Raw genomic sequence first — 21,307 nt, forward strand, 5'->3', positions numbered from 1 at the left:
TTAAGCTTCTAACTGTTCAAAGGCAGGATAATCGGTATAACCCTCAGCACCATCACCATATAAAGTTTGTGGTTGAAGCGGATTTAAAGGCAAATCATGTTGTAAACGTTCAAACAAATCTGGATTCGCAATATATTGTTTACCAAATGAGACCGCATCCGCTTGGCCAGTCGCCAAAATACGTTTCGCAGAATCCGCTGTTAAACCTTCATTGGCAATCCACACGCCTTTAAATTTCGGGCGCAGTTTTGGCAATACACTATCTTCAGCTTCATATTCACGCGTGAAAATAAAGCCAACCTTACGCTGATCTAATTTCTCGATCACATAACCAAAAGTTGCTAACGGATTCTCATCGCCCATATCATGCGAATCACCGCGTGGGGCAAGATGTACACCCACTCGACCAGCACCCCATACTTCGATGAAGGTATCTACAACTTGTAGCAATAAACGCGCACGGTTTTCAATTGAACCACCATATTCATCATCACGATGGTTGGTGCTACTTTGTAGGAATTGATCGATCAGATAACCATTAGCAGCATGCAATTCCACACCATCAAACCCAGCGGCTTTGGCTTGTTCTGCTGCATTTTTATATTGTGCAACAATTTCCTGAATTTCTTCATGCGATAACGCACGCGGTGTTACAAAAGGACGCTTTGGACGAAGTAAGCTCACTTCACCCGCAGGTTGTATCGCACTTGGTGCTACAGGCGTATCACCATCCAATAAATCTGGATGTGAAATGCGTCCGACATGCCATAACTGAACTACAATCTTCGAGCCTTGTGCGTGTACCGCTTCAACAATTTTATGCCATGCCTGTGCTTGTTCTTCAGACCATAAACCAGGGGTATTGGCATAACCCGCTGCTTTAGGGCTAATCACGGTTGCTTCGGTAATAATTAAGCCCGCATTGGCACGTTGTTGGTAATATTCCACCATCAAATCATTTGGAATACGCTGTGCACCACTACGTGCTCTCGTTAAAGGAGCTAAAACCAAGCGGTTTTTAATCGTGAAATCACCTACTTGCAAAGTAGAATTTAGTTCAGCCATGATCGCCTCAACTTACACTTCTTCGATTTAAAGTGCTTGTTTTAAATGTTCGATATATTGCTGAATCAAAGCTTCATTGCGCGTGAAATAAGACCACTGTCCATATTTCTCAACCTTAATCAAACCTGCCTGTTGTAGTACAGACAAATGATTCGACATGGTCGATTGTGCAACTTTTCCTAAACGTTCGATGTGCCCCGCACATACACCCCGTTCAAAACTACCACCACATTGCTCAACGGGTAGAAATTGCTCAGGCTCTTTTAGCCATTGCAAAATCTGTCGACGTAATGGATTGGCTAAGGCTTTGCTTATAACATCAATATCCATAGACTCACCACGTTTCTCAAGCGGCAACACTTTGTTCAGCACCTGAAACCAGTATATCGAAATTTTTAAATATTAATATCCATTTTTTTCGATATTAATATCATATTTTTTCGATTAACCAACCGATGCTGAACGAGATTGCCGTTTTAATTGGATTAAAACTTATAAACCTTGTTTCAAACTTGCTTCGATGAACTTATCTAAATCACCATCTAACACGGCCTTGGTATTGGAATTTTCCACACCAGTACGCAAGTCTTTAATGCGTGAGTCGTCGAGAACATACGAACGAATTTGGCTTCCCCAACCGATATCTGACTTCGAGTCTTCTAAGGCTTGAGCAGCTTCATTCCGTTTGCTCATCTCTAATTCATAGAGTTTTGCACGTAATTGCTTCCACGCATGATCACGGTTGGCATGTTGTGAACGTTGGTTCTGACAAGCCACTACAATCCCTGTCGGTGCGTGAGTTAGACGTACTGCAGAATCGGTTTTGTTAATGTGCTGACCACCCGCACCCGAAGCACGGTAAGTATCGGTACGAACATCGGATGGATTGATATCAATTTCGATATTGTCATCAATCTCAGGGGAGATAAATACCGCAGAGAATGAAGTATGACGGTTGTTATTACTGTCAAATGGTGACTTACGCACTAAACGATGCACACCACTTTCAGTCCGCAACCAACCATAGGCAAATTCACCATCCACTCGGATCGTTGCTGATTTAATTCCAGCGACATCACCGTCTGACACTTCCATCAACTCAGCTTTAAAGCCATGACGTTCAATCCAGCGTAAATACATACGCAATAACATTGACGCCCAATCCTGTGCTTCAGTACCACCTGAACCAGATTGAATTTCAAGGAAGCATGGATTTGGATCCATTGGATTACTAAACATGCGGCGGAATTCAAGATTACCTAGCGCCTCTTCAGCACTATCCAATTCAGCTTGGACATCCAGCAATAAACTTTCATCATCCGCTTCAACCGCAAGGTCAAGCATGGCTTTGGCATCATCTAACTGTTCAGCAAGACGATCAAACACACCAATCGTATTTTCTAAGCTGCCCTTTTCTTTGGCGATGGTTTGAGCACGGTTTTGATCATTCCAAATCGCAGGGTCTTCTAGTTCTCTTAAAACTTCTTCTAAACGCTCAACCTTTAGATCGTAGTCAAAGATACCCCCGTAGTGTTTGGCTACGATCAGATAAGTCTTTCAATTGGATTAAATACGGATTAATTTCCACGCGTCTGTTCTCACACTATTTTTTCACTTAATCCGCTATTTTAACATAACTGTTTTCGTCGACACAGCCATGTCATTTTGAATACTTTGCTTTATAAAAATAAACTTTATGAATAAATTTATTTTATCTTTGAAATATTTCTGAACCCTGTTTTCACTCGGCCTATTGTGTGAAAATTAGACTAACCATACTAAAACACACAATTCCTCCTAAGTTTTAATAAATCAAAACATTGATTTTTTATCAAATAATATCAATAGGATAAAATGTCAAAATTACAAGTCAATTACATTCGTACTGTTCGATTACCTTATCAAGATTGACGATATTGAAAATTACTCTAGACTCAAGTTGTAACAAAACATGTATCAGTGTTTAACACTTGGTTTAAATCTTAATGAGGAAACAACCATGAAAAAATTAGCAATTGCATCAGCACTTTTATCTGCAATCGCAGTAACAGGAACTGCTCATGCTTATCAAGCTGAGGTAGGTGGTTCTTATACCTATAAAGACCAAGATCGTTTTGGTGACAATGATCGTTTCAGTGTAGACGGTAAATATTACTTTAACCCAGTACAAACACGTAATGCACCTCTTGCAGAAGCAGCGTTCCTTGACCGTGCCAGCAATGTAAAAGCACAATACGCGCATGAAAAAGATGATGCGTTCAAAAACAACCAATATGGTGCAGGTATTGAATACTTTGTCCCAAACAGCGATTTCTATTTAAGCGGTAATATTGGCCGTGAAGAAATCAAACCGAATTCTAAATATGCAACTGACGAAGACAAATTAAAAATCAACCATTATTCAGCAGAAGTCGGTTACTTACCAGCACCAGGTTTATTGGTTGCTGCAGGTGCGAAAACTGTTGACGTAAAAGATGGTGACCGTGAAACTAGTCCAACACTTCGTGCCAAGTATGTGACTAAAGTTGGTCAAAATGACGTGAACCTAGAAGCATACACTGCTTTTGGTGACAACAAAGAAGTGAAATTAAAAGGCGATTACTTCATCGACAAAACTTTAAGCGTTGGTGTTGATTACCAGAAACTTGATTATGACAACACTTTCATCAATTCAAATGAATGGGGTATTTCTGCGAAGAAATTCTTCAATCAACAAGTGAGTTTAGAAGGTCGTGTAGGCTTCGGTAACGATAAATCATATATTGATAATGACTACACTTCATTCGGTCTTCGTGGTGCATACCGCTTCTAAGACTTGAACAGAAGTTTGTAACATCGGAAACGCCCTGAATCATTCAGGGCGTTTTTTATTGCTATCCCGTTTTCTTATCATTTCCAATCCCCTTTTTTCCCAGCTGAATCCAGTATTTAAGAATTGACGCTTAGCTATTTTTGAATACACTACTCCGTGTAACAAAATATATATTATTTTTAATCGGGGGAAATTCTAATGAAAAAATTAACTCTTCTGGCAACACTCATAAGTGCTTGCTTTGCCATCAATGCCCATGCGTATCAAACAGAAGTCAATGGTGCATATGAACATATCAACATGGATGATGGGAAAGGCAACAGCGCAGTCATCAACGGGAAATATTATTTTAACCCTGTGCAAACCCGCAATGCACCTTTGGCAGAAGCTGCTTTCTTAGATAAAGCATCAAATATTGGCGGCGGCTATGCTTATAGCAAACTGAAAGATGACGAAGATTTCGGTGACTTACAATTCAATATTATCGGCCTTCAAGGTGAGTTCTACGTTCCTAACTCACAATTTTATCTTTCTGGTGCCTTACATCGTACCAATGTCAAAGCAACAATTAATGGTTTAGGCTCTAATTCCGAAAATGGCGATGGCTATAGTCTTGAAGCAGGTTTCTTGCCAATCAATGGATTACTCCTTGCAGTGGGTGTTGCAGATTTATCGGATAGCTTAAATCCAGTACAGGTTGCTCAATACGGTTTTACCAGCACACTTTCAAACGCAGCAATCGTCTCTGGGGAAAATGACGATACTGCTGTTTCTTTACGTGCTAAATATGTTGCACAAATTGGTGGCTACTATACCAACTTTGAAGCACTCAGCTATATTGGAGATGAAACAACCTATCGCCTAGGCGCAGATCTTTATCTTGATCCAACGCTCAATGTTGGTGTCTCATTTGCTGACTCTACCGCAAAAGATTCAGACAGTGTTTTTAATATTCACGCGCAAAAATTCTTTACACCACAATTTGCTCTAGGTGTCGGCTATACCACCACAGATGGTGCTGACGCTGTTGCACTTAATGGCACGCTTCGTTTCTAATCAAGCGTTGACTAGAGAATAAAAAATCCGCTCTGATGAGCGGATTTTTTATTGTTTTAAATAAGCAACTTGTAATTGCAGGCTGGTGTTGCCATTAAAGACATTACGCTCCAAGGTATAAACCAAGTCTACATAACCCAGCATCGGGTTAAATTCAAAACGCTCCATGGCGTTAAATGCAATCGCATCTATGGAATGTGACCCAACCGCCAATTTGAGTTTTAAATGTTGCTCTTTGAGCCAGCGATAATCAATGACTTTAAAACGTCCTTCAAATTGAGGTAAAGGAAACTTTTGTCCCCAAGGTCCCAGTTGTTCAATCCAATCCAGAGTTCCTAAATGCAAATCGGACTCGAATAATTCCCCATCAGTCCATAGCGTCGCCGTAAATAAATCATCATCCATTTCAGCAATCGCTTGGGTGAAAGCCGTTTTGAATGCAGCAAAATGTTCTTTTTTCAGGGTTAAACCTGCTGCTGCTGCATGCCCACCAAAATGACTGACCAAATGTGGATAGTGTTCTGCGACTTGCTCAATGGTATCGCGAATATGAATCCCATCAATTGAGCGTGCTGAACCTTTAATATGGATGCCATCTTCATCAGGAGCAAACACTAAACTTGGACGATGAAACTGTTCCTTTAAACGCCCAGCCACAATGCCGATCACACCTTGATGCCATTGTTCATCAAACATCACCAATGCTGCAGGTAAATGCTCTTTTTCCAGCTGAATATGTTGCAACGCATTTAACGCTTGCTGCTTCATTTCAGTTTCAACTTGACGGCGTTCGATATTCAGCTGATTCAACTGTTGTGCAATCGGATAGGCTGTTTGCATATCAGCTGCGAGTAAACACTCAATTCCGATCCGCATACTTTCCATTCGACCTGCCGCATTGATTCGAGGCCCCACCACAAAGCCTAAATCCTGTGCGCGTAGGCTCGCTGCATCACATCCTGCAATATCCAGTAAAGCTAAAATACCTGCACGACATTGATGTTGCTGAATTCGCTTTAATCCAGCATCGATCAAGATACGGTTGTTATAGTCTAAACTGGCGACATCGGCATAAGTCCCCAAGGCAACAAGATCAAGGTATTGAGTTACCTTGCTACTACTTTTTCCCTGCTGGCTGCGTGAACTGGCTAATTTCGCCAGTACATAAAAAGCCACGCCTACTCCAGCCAAAGCCTTACTCGAAAACTCACACCCCAATTGGTTCGGGTTGACCACAGCCTCAGCACTCGGTGTTGGCTTGGTGGTTAAATGGTGATCAGTAATGATCACCTGCATCCCTAATGCTTGAGCAGTGTCCACACCTGCATGGCTGGATATACCATTATCTACCGTAATCAGCAGATCTGGCTGATAGCTTTGCTTGGCCAATTCAGCAATCGCAGGCGTGAGTCCATAACCATACTTAAAACGATCAGGCACCAGATACTCAACTCTGGCGCCCATATCTTGTAAGACGAGAACCATTAAAGCGGTACTGGTTGCACCATCGGCATCATAATCACCGACAATCACAATCTGTTTTTGCTGATCAATGGCTTGATCAATCAAGGCGACTGCCTGCTCCAAGCCCTTAAGCTCTGGAGATAGCAAGTGCTTAAGCTTAAGCTCCAGCTCTTGTTCAGACTGCACACCGCGCCTTGCTAGAATTTCAGCAATAAAAGCAGGCACGCCCTGAAACTGTTCAGGGCGTGTCAGTAATGGTCTTTTTTGAATTTGGATCTGGGTCATTTATGGCATCAAACGTTGGATAGTCCAAAGACCATTTTGTTTTTCATAACTTAAACGGTCATGTAAGCGATTTGGTCGCCCTTGCCAAAACTCATAATAATCAGCTTCTAAGCGATAACCGCCCCAAAATTCAGGCTTATCCAACTCATCTTGAACTTGGCTTTGCAGCGCCTGAAAGCGTTGTTGCAATAACTCACGGCTTTCAATGACGCCACTTTGCGGGGTACTGATATGTGCAGCAATCTGACTATCACGAGGGCGTTTATGGTAGTAGTCCGTCGATTCTTGTTCAGAAATCTTGATGACCTTGCCACCAATACGGATCTGGCGCTCTAAACTTGGCCAGTAAAATAGCAACTCAGCATAAGGATTTTCTGCCAAGTCCAAGCCTTTTTGACTGTCATAATTGGTATAGAAATCATAACCCGCTACGGTCGCGCCACGTAATAATACGGTACGCACATGCGGGCGACCTTGAACATTTGCGGTCGCTAACGACATGGCATAAGGTTCATGCAAATGTGCTGCAAGGGCATGATTGAACCAATTCAGGAATTGCGTATGTGGTTCAGCACTGATCTGGGCTTCATGTAATTCACCCTGTTCATAGCTCAAACGCAACTCACTGAGGTCTTTAATCACATCACTCATGCTGGCTCTCCCTTAAGCAGCTTGGGCTTGAGCACGTACTGCATCAGCTAAATGATTGGCCAAAGCCTCAACTTCTTGCTGCTGATCGCCTTCCACCATGACACGAATCACAGGTTCTGTGCCTGATTTACGAATCAATAAACGGCCTCGACCTTTCAATTGCTGTTCAGCTTTTTCAAATTCTGCAACCAAGGCAGGAATCGAATAAGGATCAATCATGTGTTGTAGGCGAACATTGACCAACACTTGCGGGAATAACACAAAGCCATCCACCAACTCATGTAAGGCTTTGCCTTGTTCAACCATCACCGTAAGCACTTGTAACGCTGCGATAATCGCATCACCCGTTGTACTCTTATCCAAAGTCAGAATATGACCTGATGGCTCACCACCTGTGACCCAATTCTTTTCTTCTAGGGCTTGTAATACATAACGGTCACCGACTTTGGCACGTACAAAGCCTACCTCAGCTTTTTGTAAAGCCAACTCAAGTGCCATATTACTCATCACGGTACCCACAACGCCCGCTGGTTTATTCTTCGCCTGAGTTGCAAGGATGTACAGGATATGGTCACCATCAATCAATTGACCATTTTTATCCACCATCACCACACGGTCAGCGTCACCATCAAAGGCAATCCCCACATCGGCTTGATGTTCCAACACTGCTTTTTGTAGCTGTTCAGGATGAGTCGAACCGCAGTTTTCATTGATATTTAAACCATCAGGTTCATTAAATAATGGAATAACTTTAGCGCCGAGCTCACGGAACACCGATGGGCCTACGCTATAGGCTGCACCATTGGCACAATCCACCACGATTTTTAAATTACGTAAGTCGAAATGGTACGGGAAGGTTGATTTACAAAATTCGATATAACGACCATTGGCATCTTTAACACGCACACTCTTACCTAATTGCGCGGTGTCCTCAATCAACAACTCTTTTTCCAGTTCCTGATTGATTTGGTCTTGTAGAGCATCTGGTAGTTTTTTACCTTCGCTGGAAAAGAATTTAATCCCATTATCAAAATAAGGGTTATGCGATGCAGAAATCACAATCCCAGCATGCGCATGCAGCGCGCGAGTTAAATGGGCAATGGCAGGCGTTGGGAGTGGCCCCAACAAATGCACATATACCCCTGCGGCATTCAGACCTGCTTGTAAAGCAGCTTCTAAAATATAACCCGATAAGCGCGTGTCTTTCCCCAGCACTACAATCGGTTTATTTTTAGGGCTATTTCTTTTTAATACTTTTCCTGCGGCAAAGCCTAACTTTAATGCGAACTCAGGTGTAATTGGCAGTTGTCCAAATTTGCCGCGAATTCCATCGGTACCAAAATAACTCATTTTCTACTCACTTTCTTATCTTTTATATGGTCTATAACCATATCTTTCTTCATCCACTTCACTTTACACCAAAACAAAAAAAACCGTCAGTGGCCTGACGGTTTTTCAATCAACAAAATTACTAAAAATCAACCAACACGATAGTTTGGTGCTTCCTTAGTAATCGTGACATCATGAACATGTGATTCCGACATCCCTGCTGAAGTAATTTTCACAAATTTTGCATTTTGACGAAGATCTTCAATCACAGATGAACCGGTATAACCCATTGATGAACGTAAACCACCCATCATTTGATGTACGATGTTACCCATTGGGCCTTTGTATGGCACTCGACCTTCGATGCCTTCTGGTACTAACTTTTCAGCACCCGCTTTAGCATCTTGGAAATAACGGTCAGCAGAACCAGATACACCCGCCATTGCACCCAATGAACCCATGCCACGGTATGCTTTGTAGTAACGACCTTGGAAGAATTCAACTTCACCTGGCGCTTCTTCAGTTCCAGCGAGGAGTGAGCCCACCATAATCGTGCTCGCACCTGCGCCAATCGCTTTCGCCATATCGCCAGAGAAACGAATACCGCCATCTGCAATCAAAGGAATTTGATCTTTCAATGCATTTGCAACGCTATCAATTGCAGAAATCTGTGGCATACCAATACCAGCCACGATACGTGTGGTACAAATCGAACCAGGGCCGATACCGACTTTCACGGCATCCGCGCCTGCATCAAGCAATGCCAATGCAGCATCACCAGTCGCAATGTTGCCACCAATCACTTGCACTTGTGGGTAGTTGGCTTTAACCCAACGTACACGTTCAATCACGCCAGCAGAATGACCATGTGCGGTATCCACCACAATCGCATCAACACCTGCATCGACCAAAGCTTCGACACGGCTTGGTGTTTCAGCACCTGTACCGACCGCAGCACCCACACGTAGACGACCCAAATCATCTTTACAGCTGTTTGGATAGCTTTCAGCTTTACGGAAGTCAGTCACCGTAATCAAGCCTTTCAGCTCATGGTTCTCACCAACAACCAATACTTTTTCAATACGGTGTTTTTGCAATAATGCTTGGATATTTTCTTTAGACTCGCCTTCACGTACAGTTACGAGACGGTCTTGACCTGTCATGATATTACTAACAGGCTGTTCAAGATTGGTTTCAAAGCGTGTATCACGACCTGTCACGATTCCAACCACTTTGCCGTCTTTCACAACAGGTACGCCACTAATATTATTGGCCTGAGTGATTGCAATCAATTCACGAACTGTTGTTTCAGGGGTGACCGTAATCGGATCTTTCACCATACCTGCTTCAAATTTTTTCACACGACGGACTTCAGCGGCTTGCGCTGCGATATCCATGTTTTTGTGCAAAATACCAATACCACCGTTTTGCGCCATCGCAATCGCCATACGTGACTCGGTCACGGTATCCATTGCAGCAGAAACGAGAGGGATATTAAGTTGAATTCCGCGAGTTAAACGTGTCTTTAGGGAGACATCTTTTGGGAGAACAGTTGAGTAGGCAGGAAGTAATAAGACATCATCGAAGGTTAACGCTTCTTGAACGATGGTCAGCATAACAATCTCACTGGTAATTTCCGTGAGCTATTATAAACAAATTTCGATGCGATTTTCATTTTCTATGATGAAAATAATTTGAATCTGTGCTGAGCACAGAATTTACTCAGTCATTTCTTCATGCAGATTACAGCAAATTCGTCAGTAAGTTTGATCATAATGACCATGATTTTCAAATACCTGTGTGCAATCCATAAGCACAAGATAAATGATTTAAGCATCGTACTTTGTTACAAGCGAAGACTGCACCTTCCTACAGCTTGAATGACTTTATGTATAAATAGGCAACCCAACAGTTGCCCTATCCCATCGAATGAACCATGATGTTGACTTTGCTGCTCCAAATAGAAAAAGACTTAGCTCATTTCAGTGGGCAAGCTAAAGACATATTCATTCATTAAGTCCACGCCACACTCCAGCGTTTCAATCCAGTCCAAAAACTGAGTGATCATGGCCTTGCCAACAAAGGCAGTCCCATGTTGCGGCACAATCATCTCTAAATCCATTTGCCGCACCATATTCACCCATAAGTGAATGACTTTATTGGAACACATATAACGCTGATGAAAGCCTTTCATCTTTTTAATATGGGCTTCAAAATCGGTAATTGGCTGGCTGGCATCATCAACAATGGAAGCACCCATATCTCCTGAAAATAAAATTTTGGCGGTCGGATCATAAAACTGGAAATTCCCCACCGAATGTAGAAAATGTGCAGGCACTGCAACAATAGAAGATTCACCCAAAGGAATAATCTGTCCCGTATCCGATAACTCGATCAAGCGCTCTTCCCAATTGCCTTTCATGCGATCACTCATAAAAGCTGAATTCAAATGCGGTAAAAAGCGCGCCCATAGCTTAGAGGCCACCACTTTGGCATCGGTATACACCAACCAACGCGGCATTGAGGTAATAATGTCAGGATCTTGATGTGAAGCCATCACATAGTCCAAATTTTTTAATTTGGTATAACGATTGAGCTCCATGGTTAGAGGCACATAGGTGAGGTCACCACCTGGATCTAGAACCGCTGCACGCTCATGATCAATAATTAAAAATTGATTGGCCTGAATGCCTTCCCCTTTAACCAAACTGGTAAAACTAATGCATTTATGTGTGCCATTATCAAACAGTATTTGCGATGTTGTCCGCTCAAAACTCATAACCACCCCAGAAAAATTCTTTAAATATGAAATATTTTAATTCCATAATAAAATAATGGGATTTAGTTCATGTTTCAATCAGATATTGGATTTTTATCATAATTGATAAGAAAAAACCCATCTCTACTAGATGGGTCTTGATGGGTTTGAGATTCAATCCGTTTAAAGGAAATAGTGTTGTACCAAAGCAGAGACACCAACGACCAAGAAAATCGCAGCCCCAATTTTATGAATCAATGAAATCGGTAATTTATCCGCTAATTTATCACCAATAAACACTGCAGGCGCATTGGCAAGCATCATCCCGAATGTGGTACCCAGCATCACCCAGAACACACTGTCAAAACGTGCTGCTAAAGCGACAGTTGCAATCTGGGTTTTATCACCAATTTCAGCCAAGAAGAACAAAATGAAGGTGGCACCAAATACCCCGAATTTCTGCCATTTATTGATGTTTTCAGTTTCATCACCCAGTTCATCTGGAATCAGCATCCAGATGGCCATACCAATAAAACCAAGTGCCAAAATCCATAACAAAACTTCAGGACTGAGTACGGTGGTAATCCATTGTCCCAAGACAGCAGAAATACCATGGTTGATCGTGGTGGCCAGTAAAATGGCAATTAAAATCGGAATCGGTTTGCGGAAACGTGCAGCCAGTAACAGTGCCAGCAATTGCGTTTTATCGCCCATTTCAGCAAGGGCAACAATTGAGGTGGAGATGAGGAATTCATACATAGTTGAATGCTCTGGCTAGCAAAATATACCGATGACCTACCGCTCCTGCTAGCCAAAATCAAATAGATTGATGCAGAGTGGTAAATCAAAGGTCTTGCCAACAAAAGCACAGCTGAGAAGCTGTTCTTGGTTCTTTGCTATGATGACCATGTTCGGTTGAACAATTATGTTGATCATCACCTCTTTACTTTGCGTAAAGAGCGGCTACTCCCCAATGAAGTGAAACTATTCTAGCAAACAATAAAATGCTTTTGAATGCTTAAACCCAGAATTTTTGGTAACTCCAAATGAGCACACGTAATAAACCGAGAAAAAAAGCTAAATAGGCACTGAGCCACAAAAAGCCAAAACTGCCCCAACCACTTGCCCCACCTACATTTTGGGCTTGGTATTCCATTGCCATCACCACTGTCGCAAACAACACTTCAAACCCCATCACCACATACACCACCCAATCCCAGGGAAAATGTAAAAAGCTGACCCATAGCCCCATCGCCACAAAAACTATGAGTAATAAAGGCAGCATCACCCGATAAATCACCAACATCCCTGCTCCTTCTCGCAATGCAAATTTATTCTCAGGTCAACATAACACACATCTATTCATATTTTATTCAGCCTAAAAACAGAAAACCCCGCCAAAGCGAGGTTTTCTAAATTCAAAAAGCAATTAGAGCAATAAGCTACGAATATCTTTCAATAATTTAGTCAGCTTATTGGTAAAACGTGCCGCATCAGCACCATTAATCACACGATGGTCATACGATAATGACAATGGCAACATTAAGCGCGGATCAAAGTCTTTACCATTCCATACTGGTTGCATGGTGGCAGGTGAGATACCCAAAATCGCGACTTGCGGCCAGTTCACCAATGGTGTGAATGCTGTTCCACCAATACTGCCTAGGCTGGTAATGGTAAAGTTGGCACCTTGTAGATCTTTCGGTGACAATTTACGATCACGCGCCTTTTGGCTGAGTTCAGCCAACTCTGCTGCAATCTGCTTAATTGATTTTTGGTCAGGGTTACGCAATACTGGAACGGTTAAGCCATCTGGCGTTGCAACCGCAATCCCCATATGGATTTCGTTACGCAGCAATACTGACTTTTGATCATCGGCCAAATGCCCCGCAAAATAAGGCTCTTCTTTTAACAAGTGCGCAACCGCCTTAGCAATAAAGGCCAAGATGGTTAAGCTCAAACCTTGCTTTTTAAAGCCATCTTTCAGTTCGCCACGCCATGCTTCAAGCTCGGTAATATCCGCCAAGTCAAACTGTGTCACTTGCGGAATAAAGTTATTCAATGATAATTGCGGTACAGACACTTGCTGTAAACGCGTCATTGTTTTCACTTCACCGCCACCAAATGCACTAAAGTCTGGCAACTTCGGTAAGCCTGAAGCCACTGGAGCGGCTTGCGTTGCAGCAGTCGGTTGTGGTGCGGTCAGACGTGTTTTCACATAAGCAAAGACATCGTCTTTCATCACACGACCATGTTCGCCTGATGCTTTAACCTGCCCGAGAATAACACCTAATTCACGCGCCAGTTTACGCACGGCAGGGCCTGCATACACCTTGGCATTGTCTGCTTCTTGCTGTTTAGTCAACTTCTCAGCTTGCGCTGGCGCAGTTGCTGCTGTCGTTGCAGGAGCTTGCGGTTTTTCTGGCGCTGCGCTTGCTGTTGGTGCCAAAGGAGCTTGTACTTTTGGCGCTGCTGCTGGTGCAGCGGCCTGACCACTGACCTCAATCGTTGCCAAAGCCACGCCTTGACGCACTTCTTGATTCGCAGACACATGAATTGCTTTTACAATGCCTGCCACGGAGCTTGGCACTTCAACCGATGCCTTATCTGACTCAACCACGCATAGGCTTTGTTGCGCCTCAACACGATCGCCAACATTGACCAGAATTTCTGAAACCAGTGCTTTTTCTACGCCCAAATCAGGTACTTCAATTTCAACATTACCTGTTGGAGCATTGCTTGCAGTTGGTGCTTCTGTTGTCGCCACTGGCGCTTCTGTTTGAGCTGGGGCTGCTTGCGGTTCAGATGACGTTGCAACGCTCGCAGTCTTGACCTGAATCAAAACCACGCCTTCTTTGATGCTGTCGCCTTCTTTAATCTGGATCGCTTCCACAATCCCCGCAACCGAACTTGGGACTTCTACCGTCGCCTTGTCCGATTCAACCACTACAATACTTTGTTCTGGTTCAATCTGATCACCGACTTTGACCAGCACTTCTGCAACCAAGGCTTTTTCTACACCAATATCTGGAACTTTGACATCCACAATCTGGCTTGCAGTCGCTGCTGGTGCAGCAGCGGGTTGTGCTTTTGTTTCAGCAACCACAGCTTTTGCTTCGGCTTTTGGCGCTTCCGCTTTCGGTGCTTCGTTCGCAGGTGTTTCAGCAGCAGACTCAGACTCTAATTCAATCAATGCAACGCCTTCAGTGACTTCATCGCCCTGTTCAACCAGAATACTTTTCACGATACCTGCCGCAGTACTTGGTACTTCTACCGTTGCCTTATCTGATTCTAAAACCAGAAGGCTATCGTCAACTGCAACATGGTCGCCCACTTTGACTAAGATTTCTGCAACCAGTGCTTTATCTACGCCAATATCAGGTGCTTGGATTTGCATGATTATTTCCCCTCACCTGTTTGCGTTTCATGGTATTCAGCAACTGCCTGAACTTCTGGATGTGCTTGCGGCGCCCATGCCACTGGACGGTCCGTATCTAACTCAAAGTTAGAAATTGCGTCTTTGACCAAACGGTTTTCTACTTCGCCTTCGTCCGCTAATTTTTTCAACGTCGCAACCACGATATGCGCAGCATCAACACCAAAGAAACTACGTAAGTTCGCACGTGTATCTGAACGACCATAACCATCGGTACCTAAGGCAACAAATGGACGACCATCTGGAAGATATGCACGGATTTGTTCGCTATACGCACGCATATGATCTGTCGCAGAAACCACGATACCTTCTGTACCACGTAACTGTTTAGATACCCAAGATTCTTTCACTTCTTCAGTCAGTGGGTGTAAGCGGTTGTATTCTTCACATGCCATACCATCACGCGACAACTCATTGAAGCTGGTGACACTCCAAACGTTTGAATGGATTTGGTATTCATCACGTAAGATTTTCGCAGCTTTAATCACTTCGCGAAGAATGACACCTGAGCCCAGTAATTGCACAGTGGCTTTTTCATCTTTTTCGAACAAGTACATACCACGTTTAATGCCTTCCTCAGCGCCTTCTGGCATTGCAGGATGCTCGTAGTTTTCGTTCATTACAGTTAAGTAATAGAACACTCGCTCTTGGTTCACATACATACGCTGTAAACCATCATGGACGATCACCGCCAATTCATAACCAAAACATGGATCATAAGATACGCAGTTTGGAATGGTGTTCGCCAAGATATGTGAATGACCATCTTGGTGCTGTAAACCTTCACCGTTCAATGTAGTACGACCCGCAGTGGCACCTAACAAGAAACCTTGTGCCTGTGCATCACCCGCAGCCCATGCAATGTCACCAATACGCTGGAAACCGAACATTGAGTAGTACATGTACATTGGAATCATTGGCAAGTTATTGGTTGAATAACTGGTTGCCAACGCAGCCCAAGCGCTCATCGCACCCGCTTCGTTAATCCCTTCTTGCAACATGTGACCGTCACTTGCTTCACGGTAATGCATTAACTGTTCTTGGTCTTCTGGGGTATATTTTTGACCGTGTGCGGCATAAATACCGAGCTGACGGAACATCCCTTCTAAACCAAAAGTACGTGCTTCGTCTGGAACGATTGGTACGACGCGATCTTTAATGGCTTTTTCTTTCAGTAAAGCCGCAATTAAACGCACCATCAGCATCGTGGTCGATTGCTCTTTACCACCTGAACCATTTAATACAGCATCAAATACAGAGAGTTCAGGAATCGCTAAAGTTTCACTCTCACGACGACGTGCAGGTAGGTAACCCCCTAGTGCTTCACGACGCGCCTTCATATACTTCATTTCTGGAGAGTTTTCACTTGGGCGGTAGAATGGCAGCTCTTCTAACTTATCATCCGTAAATGGCAGGTTAAAACGATCACGTACATATTTCAAAGAATCGATCTGCATTTTCTTGATTTGGTGGGTTTTGTTCACCGCTTCAATTTCTTCAGACAAACCATAGCCTTTGACCGTTTTCGCAAGAATAACGGTTGGCTGACCTTTGGCTTTCATTGCTTCTGCATAGGCAGCAAAAACTTTGTACGGGTCATGACCACCACGATTAAGATTATCGATGTCTTCATCGCTTAAATCTTTGACCAGTTCCGCAGCTTCTGGATACTTGCCAAAGAATTTCTCACGGGTATATGCACCACCTTTCACTTGATAACGCTGATACTCACCATCAACTGTTTCTTCCATAACCGCTTTTAAAGCACCTGAAGTGTCTTGTGCAAGCAGTGGATCCCAATGACGGCCCCACACCACTTTAATGACACGCCAACCTGCGCCACGGAACAATGATTCAAGCTCTTGAATGATCTTACCATTACCACGTACTGGGCCATCCAGACGCTGTAAGTTACAGTTCACCACCCAAACCAAGTTATCTAATTTTTCACGACCTGCCAGTGAAATTGCACCTGTACTTTCTGGCTCATCCATCTCACCATCGCCCAGATAAGCCCAGACTTTACGGTCTTCTTCTTTAATCAAACCACGATTCATCAAGTACTTTTGAATGTGTGCTTGGTAAATCGACATAATCGGGCCTAAACCCATCGATACGGTTGGGAACTGCCAATAGTCTGGCATTAAATACGGATGCGGATAACTCGGAAGACCATTGCCACCCACTTCACGGCGGAAATTATTCAATTGATCTTCAGTTAAACGCCCTTCCAAGAACGAACGCGCATAGATACCAGGAGCACAGTGACCTTGGTAATAAATCATGTCACCGCCAAAGTTATCAGAGGCAGCACGGAAGAAATGGTTAAAACCAACATCATAAAGCGTTGCAGATGATGCAAAACTTGCAAGGTGACCACCGAGATCGTCACCCGTTTTGTTGGCACGCAACACCATTGCCAATGCATTCCAGCGAATCAAGGCACGGATACGACGCTCCATATCCTGATCACCAGGCATGGCTGGTTGCTCTTCAACTGAAATGGTATTGAGGTAAGGAGTATTTAGGCGTTGGATTGGAACATGTTTTGCAATAGCCCGTTGATAAAGTTTTTCTAGTAAGAAGGCAGCACGCTCCGTGCCCATATGTTGTAATACTGAATCAAATGCTTCTTGCCATTCCTGGGTTTCTTGCGCGTCAGAGTCGCCATAAAACGCCATACAATTCACCTTTTCCCTTAAGTTATTTGTCAACCCTATTTTTATCATGTTTTGCGGTGATAGAGGTATTGCCCTAAATGAATGCAAAATGCCTTATTATTTTCTGACAAAATAGTCATTGACCGAAATAAAACAAAAAACATAAAAAATCGCCAATAAAGGCGATTTTTTCGGATATTTATATACAACTGTTAACAAATTACATTAAGGCAACATTGCTAAATAAGTTGATGGATTTTTCCGTTGACCATCTTTCACAACTTCAAAATGTAAATGTGGTCCGGTACAACGACCCGTACAGCCCACATTGGCAATATGCTCACCTGCGCCAACACGGTCACCCGCATTGACCATTAAACGCGATGCATGTGCATAACGAGTGATGTAACCGTTGCCATGATCAATTTCAACATACTGACCATAACCCGTACCCCAACCAGATTTGGTTACGACACCCGGGCCAGTCGCATAGATTGGCGTACCTGATGGTGCAGCAAGATCAACACCTGAATGGTGACGAGTTGAACCTAATAGGGTGCGGTTACCCCAAGAAGAGCTGACACGGCCTTCTTGCAATGGATGACTAACGAGCCAAGAATAACCTGTATTTGCAGAGAACGAAGAAGGTGCATTGTCTTGAGATGAAATCGCTGAACGACCATATTTCTTCTCGATCGTTGCATTGTTCAATTCAATGGTTTTTTCACGTAATTTAACTGACACATTCGATACGGCTGGCAGATCCATATCAGCAGAATGAGTATAAGAACCTTGAGCTAAGGTTTTTGAGAGTTGCTCTAGACGGTCATCACCTGTGGCTTGACCAATGTTCTGATAATCTGCGAAAGCAACCGAAGCAGCTGAAGCAGCCAACGAAAATGCGAGTAAAATACGACGCGTATGATGCATAAAAAACCTCTTGAAACCGTCCTTCAAACGTTCCTTTATCATCTGTTCCTTGATAACAGTTGAAGCAAACGCTTAAGATGGACACATCACCTCCGAGGAAGTTCTATGTCTGAACCTAACAACGTTTTCCAACAGAAAGGACAACACATAAAAACTGGAAACTTAACGTTTCTGACGACGCAAGTCACACAATGGAAACAACTTACGAAAATTATTCAACCCCTACTGCCCCAACCAGAGCAATGGCAGGTTGTTTGTTATCAACATGGTGTATTGATCATAACGGGTGAAAATCAAGCAATGATTAGTCAACTCAGCTATTTACAAAGCCACTATGTTGCGCAGTTAGCTCAGCTCGAAGGACTCAAGGAATTACGAAAAATTCAAGTTCGGTTAAGAAACAAAACGCTTGTCTCTCGTGAACCCTCTCCCCCAACAAAAACACTGACATCAGAGACCCAAGAGCAATTGCGCAGCGCCGCTGAATATGTGAGCGACCCTAAGCTTAGCCAAGCTTTACTACGTTTGGCAAGCAATAAAAAGTAAACTTCATAGATTAAGTGTTGGAATACACACTAGTTTTGTGTGACGAAAATCTCAGATTCAATTGTTACAATATAACATAGACAATAAAAGACAATGACTTATGTCACACTTACATAAGGAATTGGACAATCACTCTCGTTATTAAATGTTACAATTTCATAGCTGCTTGGATCGTTTTGAACATTGCGTAATAGCTGGTTGTTCAGCGCATGTCCCGATTTGTAACCATCAAACTTGGCAATAATTTGATGCCCAAGCAAATATAAGTCACCGACAGCATCTAAAATTTTATGACGCACAAACTCATCAGCAAAGCGCAAGCCTTCTTCATTGACCACACCGGTATCATCCACACCAATCGCATTTTCAAGACTCGCCCCCAAAGCCAGATTATTGGCTTTTAAATAGTCCAAATCTTTCATAAAGCCAAAGGTTCGTGCTTCACTAACTTCGTAGACAAAGGTTTCCGTGGAGAAATCGATGGTTGCCGATTGGTACTCTTTGGCAAAAGCAGGATGGTCAAAGTCGATGGTAAAATTCAGCTGGAAACCTGAATGAGGTGAGAAAATCGCTTTTTTGTCGTCGATTAAAGCCTCTACTGGCTTTAAAATACGAATGAACTTCTTTGGCGCATCTTGCTCCGCCAGTTCACCTTGCATCAGCAAATAGATAAAAGGCCCTGCACTCCCATCCATGATCGGCACTTCGGAAGCAGACACTTCAACAATCAGGTTATCAATCCCCAAACCCGCGATCGCACTCATCACATGTTCAATGGTGCCGACTTTAATGTCATCACGAACCAGATTCGAGCACATAAATGCTTCTTGGATTAACAGCGCATTGGCCGCAATATCCACTGGAGGATTTAAGTCGATACGGCGAAAGACAATACCCCCATCAATATGATGCGGAACAAAATTAATCAGCACCTTTTGACCACTGTGCAGACCAATACCGCTCGCTTTCACCACACGCTTGAGAGTACGTTGTTTCAACATGCCATACCAACTTCATTTGCAAAAACCGATATAACTTAGCATATTTTGCCATTTTAAAAAAATAAAAAAGGGGGCAATTACTTGCCCCCTTTCGCTAAATATATGATTTTATTATTTACGCTGTTGATTTTTCAGATAGTCTTGAATGCTCATTGGCGATGAACGTGGCGTAGAACTTGCCGCAGCGCTCACTGGTGCCTCAGTATTTGCACGTTTGCTGATCGCAGGAACATCATCTTCGTCAACTGATTGTTGCGCAGATTGAGAAACTGGTGCATGTGAAGTCACCGCACGACGCTTTTGATCAACCTCACTGGCATTACGGGTTAAACCTGTTGCAATAACAGTGACACGTAATTCATCACGCGCATCTGGATCAAATACCGTACCGTAGAAGATTTCACCTTCATCTAGGTCAACAATCTGGTTGACCACATCGGTAATGATTTCAGTTTCACGCAGGGTAATATCATCCCCACCCGTGATGTTAATTAACACACCTTTCGCATTGATAATATTCACATTATCAAGCAATGGGCTACGGATCGCCTGCTCAGCTGCTTGGCGAGCACGATCTTCACCACGACCTAAACCAGCACCCATCATGGCATAACCACGTGTACTCATCGCTGTTTTCAAGTCAGCAAAGTCGAGGTTAATATGACCACGATTCACGACCAGATCAAAGATACTGCGTACCGCATTCAGCAACACATCATCTGCCTTTTTATAGGCATCTTTCATTGAAATATCGCCATATACGCTCAATAAGCGTTGGTTTGGAATGATGATCAATGAATCAACATGTGCTTCTAAAGCATCAATGCCTTTTTCAGCAGACTTTTGACGACGACGACCTTCAAAATTGAATGGCGTAGTCACCACACCTACGGTCAAGATGCCCATTTCTTTGGCAACTTCAGCAACCACTGGCGCAGCACCGGTACCTGTACCACCGCCCATACCGGCAGTGACAAACACCATATCCGTGCCTTCAAGATGCTGACGAATCACTTCACGGCTTTCTTCTGCCGCAATTTGACCCACCTCAGGATTCGCACCTGCACCCAAACCACGTGTACTTTGTTCACCCAATTGAATTTTGAACGGGGCATTCATGCTATCCAAGGCTTGCTTGTCAGTATTTGCACAAACGAACTTTACACCTTGAATGTCAGATTGCGCCATATGCTGCACGGCATTACCACCGCCACCACCAACGCCAAATACTGTGAAACGGGCTTGACCGTTGCCATTGTCTAGTTCATCTTCTATAAATTCAAATGAGGCCATGACCTTTAGATTTCCTAATAT

The 21,307-nt window shown here is 43.3% G+C and carries 18 protein-coding genes and 1 riboswitch; of the genes, 3 read left to right on the forward strand and 15 right to left on the reverse strand.

Features of this window, described 5'->3' with window-relative positions:
* The 3 genes from NDN13_RS13550 to prfB all read right to left on the reverse strand — a co-directional run bounded on the left by NDN13_RS13550 (position 1) and on the right by prfB (position 2,653).
* A complete protein-coding gene (locus NDN13_RS13550) occupies positions 1-1,065 on the reverse strand; it encodes an alkene reductase (RefSeq protein WP_251115828.1) in 1,065 nt (354 codons plus the stop codon).
* A 27-nt stretch (positions 1,066-1,092) separates the two neighbouring features.
* The gene (locus NDN13_RS13555; protein WP_010590065.1) at positions 1,093-1,395 is read right to left on the reverse strand and encodes an ArsR/SmtB family transcription factor; all 303 of its coding nucleotides are present in this window, start codon (positions 1,393-1,395) and stop codon (positions 1,093-1,095) included.
* Positions 1,396-1,557: 162 nt separating this feature from the next.
* Positions 1,558-2,653 (reverse strand): peptide chain release factor 2 gene (gene prfB / locus NDN13_RS13560; RefSeq protein WP_141669894.1). Its coding sequence is split into 2 segments (ribosomal slippage): positions 1,558-2,580 and positions 2,582-2,653, totalling 1,095 coding nucleotides; the frame shifts between segments, so codons are not numbered across the junction.
* 411 nt (positions 2,654-3,064) lie between these two features.
* Between prfB and NDN13_RS13565 the strand changes: the two genes are divergently transcribed.
* Together NDN13_RS13565 and NDN13_RS13570 are read left to right on the forward strand one after the other, a co-directional pair.
* The gene (locus tag NDN13_RS13565; protein ID WP_251115829.1) at positions 3,065-3,877 is read left to right on the forward strand and encodes a putative porin; all 813 of its coding nucleotides are present in this window, start codon (positions 3,065-3,067) and stop codon (positions 3,875-3,877) included.
* Positions 3,878-4,075: 198 nt separating this feature from the next.
* Positions 4,076-4,933, forward strand: a complete 858-nt coding sequence (locus NDN13_RS13570; RefSeq protein ID WP_251115830.1) for a putative porin — start codon at positions 4,076-4,078, stop codon at positions 4,931-4,933.
* A gap of 48 nt (positions 4,934-4,981) precedes the next feature.
* On the opposite strand, the gene recJ is transcribed toward NDN13_RS13570, so the two are convergent.
* The 10 genes from recJ to NDN13_RS13620 all read right to left on the reverse strand — a co-directional run bounded on the left by recJ (position 4,982) and on the right by NDN13_RS13620 (position 18,446).
* Entirely contained in the window at positions 4,982-6,682 is a 1,701-nt protein-coding gene (gene recJ / locus NDN13_RS13575) for a single-stranded-DNA-specific exonuclease RecJ (protein ID WP_251115831.1), read from the reverse strand.
* The gene (gene pdxH, locus NDN13_RS13580) at positions 6,683-7,333 is read right to left on the reverse strand and encodes a pyridoxamine 5'-phosphate oxidase (RefSeq protein WP_251115832.1); all 651 of its coding nucleotides are present in this window, start codon (positions 7,331-7,333) and stop codon (positions 6,683-6,685) included.
* Between the two features lie 12 nt (positions 7,334-7,345).
* The gene (glmM, locus tag NDN13_RS13585; protein ID WP_251115833.1) at positions 7,346-8,683 is read right to left on the reverse strand and encodes a phosphoglucosamine mutase; all 1,338 of its coding nucleotides are present in this window, start codon (positions 8,681-8,683) and stop codon (positions 7,346-7,348) included.
* Positions 8,684-8,811: 128 nt separating this feature from the next.
* Positions 8,812-10,278: an IMP dehydrogenase gene (guaB, locus tag NDN13_RS13590; protein ID WP_016542643.1), complete on the reverse strand. Its 1,467-nt coding sequence runs from the start codon at positions 10,276-10,278 to the stop codon at positions 8,812-8,814.
* A 356-nt stretch (positions 10,279-10,634) separates the two neighbouring features.
* Positions 10,635-11,441, reverse strand: coding sequence for an oxygen-binding di-iron domain-containing protein (locus NDN13_RS13595; RefSeq protein ID WP_251115834.1), 807 nt, complete (start codon positions 11,439-11,441; stop codon positions 10,635-10,637).
* A gap of 162 nt (positions 11,442-11,603) precedes the next feature.
* A complete protein-coding gene (locus tag NDN13_RS13600) occupies positions 11,604-12,179 on the reverse strand; it encodes a TMEM165/GDT1 family protein (RefSeq protein WP_251115835.1) in 576 nt (191 codons plus the stop codon).
* 83 nt (positions 12,180-12,262) lie between these two features.
* Positions 12,263-12,404, reverse strand: a riboswitch (yybP-ykoY riboswitch).
* Positions 12,405-12,438: 34 nt separating this feature from the next.
* Positions 12,439-12,726 (reverse strand): hypothetical protein, encoded by a 288-nt coding sequence (locus NDN13_RS13605; protein ID WP_251115836.1) that lies wholly within the window; start codon positions 12,724-12,726, stop codon positions 12,439-12,441.
* Positions 12,727-12,849: 123 nt separating this feature from the next.
* Positions 12,850-14,817: a 2-oxo acid dehydrogenase subunit E2 gene (locus NDN13_RS13610; RefSeq protein WP_251115837.1), complete on the reverse strand. Its 1,968-nt coding sequence runs from the start codon at positions 14,815-14,817 to the stop codon at positions 12,850-12,852.
* Positions 14,818-14,819: 2 nt separating this feature from the next.
* Positions 14,820-17,537 carry a pyruvate dehydrogenase (acetyl-transferring), homodimeric type gene (gene aceE, locus NDN13_RS13615; protein WP_251115838.1) on the reverse strand — a complete coding sequence of 906 codons (2,718 nt, stop codon included), beginning with the start codon at positions 17,535-17,537 and terminating at the stop codon, positions 14,820-14,822.
* A 204-nt stretch (positions 17,538-17,741) separates the two neighbouring features.
* Positions 17,742-18,446, reverse strand: coding sequence for a M23 family metallopeptidase (locus NDN13_RS13620; protein WP_159414092.1), 705 nt, complete (start codon positions 18,444-18,446; stop codon positions 17,742-17,744).
* 105 nt (positions 18,447-18,551) lie between these two features.
* Here NDN13_RS13620 and NDN13_RS13625 point away from each other — a divergent pair, with 105 nt between their 5' ends.
* Positions 18,552-18,992 carry a DUF721 domain-containing protein gene (locus NDN13_RS13625; RefSeq protein ID WP_101235487.1) on the forward strand — a complete coding sequence of 147 codons (441 nt, stop codon included), beginning with the start codon at positions 18,552-18,554 and terminating at the stop codon, positions 18,990-18,992.
* A 98-nt stretch (positions 18,993-19,090) separates the two neighbouring features.
* Here NDN13_RS13625 and lpxC read toward each other — a convergent pair whose 3' ends face one another.
* Positions 19,091-19,993, reverse strand: a complete 903-nt coding sequence (gene lpxC, locus NDN13_RS13630; protein WP_251115839.1) for a UDP-3-O-acyl-N-acetylglucosamine deacetylase — start codon at positions 19,991-19,993, stop codon at positions 19,091-19,093.
* A gap of 111 nt (positions 19,994-20,104) precedes the next feature.
* Positions 20,105-21,286, reverse strand: coding sequence for a cell division protein FtsZ (gene ftsZ / locus NDN13_RS13635; protein WP_101235489.1), 1,182 nt, complete (start codon positions 21,284-21,286; stop codon positions 20,105-20,107).
* Between the last annotated feature and the right edge of the window lie 21 nt (positions 21,287-21,307).

The organism is Acinetobacter sp. C32I, assembly GCF_023702715.1.
Lineage (GTDB): Bacteria > Pseudomonadota > Gammaproteobacteria > Pseudomonadales > Moraxellaceae > Acinetobacter.

Bases quoted from the DNA above. Each gene is read 5' to 3' on its own strand.
- ftsZ (WP_101235489.1), bottom strand. From the start codon at position 21,286: ATGGCCTCATTTGAATTTATAGAAGATGAACTAGACAATGGCAACGGT.
- guaB (WP_016542643.1), bottom strand. From the start codon at position 10,278: ATGCTGACCATCGTTCAAGAAGCGTTAACCTTCGATGATGTCTTATTA.
- recJ (WP_251115831.1), bottom strand. From the start codon at position 6,682: ATGACCCAGATCCAAATTCAAAAAAGACCATTACTGACACGCCCTGAA.
- NDN13_RS13610 (WP_251115837.1), bottom strand. From the start codon at position 14,817: ATGCAAATCCAAGCACCTGATATTGGCGTAGATAAAGCACTGGTTGCA.
- aceE (WP_251115838.1), bottom strand. From the start codon at position 17,537: ATGGCGTTTTATGGCGACTCTGACGCGCAAGAAACCCAGGAATGGCAA.
- NDN13_RS13625 (WP_101235487.1), top strand. From the start codon at position 18,552: ATGTCTGAACCTAACAACGTTTTCCAACAGAAAGGACAACACATAAAA.
- NDN13_RS13605 (WP_251115836.1), bottom strand. From the start codon at position 12,726: ATGTTGGTGATTTATCGGGTGATGCTGCCTTTATTACTCATAGTTTTT.
- lpxC (WP_251115839.1), bottom strand. From the start codon at position 19,993: ATGTTGAAACAACGTACTCTCAAGCGTGTGGTGAAAGCGAGCGGTATT.
- NDN13_RS13570 (WP_251115830.1), top strand. From the start codon at position 4,076: ATGAAAAAATTAACTCTTCTGGCAACACTCATAAGTGCTTGCTTTGCC.
- pdxH (WP_251115832.1), bottom strand. From the start codon at position 7,333: ATGAGTGATGTGATTAAAGACCTCAGTGAGTTGCGTTTGAGCTATGAA.
- NDN13_RS13600 (WP_251115835.1), bottom strand. From the start codon at position 12,179: ATGTATGAATTCCTCATCTCCACCTCAATTGTTGCCCTTGCTGAAATG.
- NDN13_RS13565 (WP_251115829.1), top strand. From the start codon at position 3,065: ATGAAAAAATTAGCAATTGCATCAGCACTTTTATCTGCAATCGCAGTA.
- glmM (WP_251115833.1), bottom strand. From the start codon at position 8,683: ATGAGTTATTTTGGTACCGATGGAATTCGCGGCAAATTTGGACAACTG.
- NDN13_RS13550 (WP_251115828.1), bottom strand. From the start codon at position 1,065: ATGGCTGAACTAAATTCTACTTTGCAAGTAGGTGATTTCACGATTAAA.
- NDN13_RS13620 (WP_159414092.1), bottom strand. From the start codon at position 18,446: ATGCATCATACGCGTCGTATTTTACTCGCATTTTCGTTGGCTGCTTCA.
- NDN13_RS13595 (WP_251115834.1), bottom strand. From the start codon at position 11,441: ATGAGTTTTGAGCGGACAACATCGCAAATACTGTTTGATAATGGCACA.
- NDN13_RS13555 (WP_010590065.1), bottom strand. From the start codon at position 1,395: ATGGATATTGATGTTATAAGCAAAGCCTTAGCCAATCCATTACGTCGA.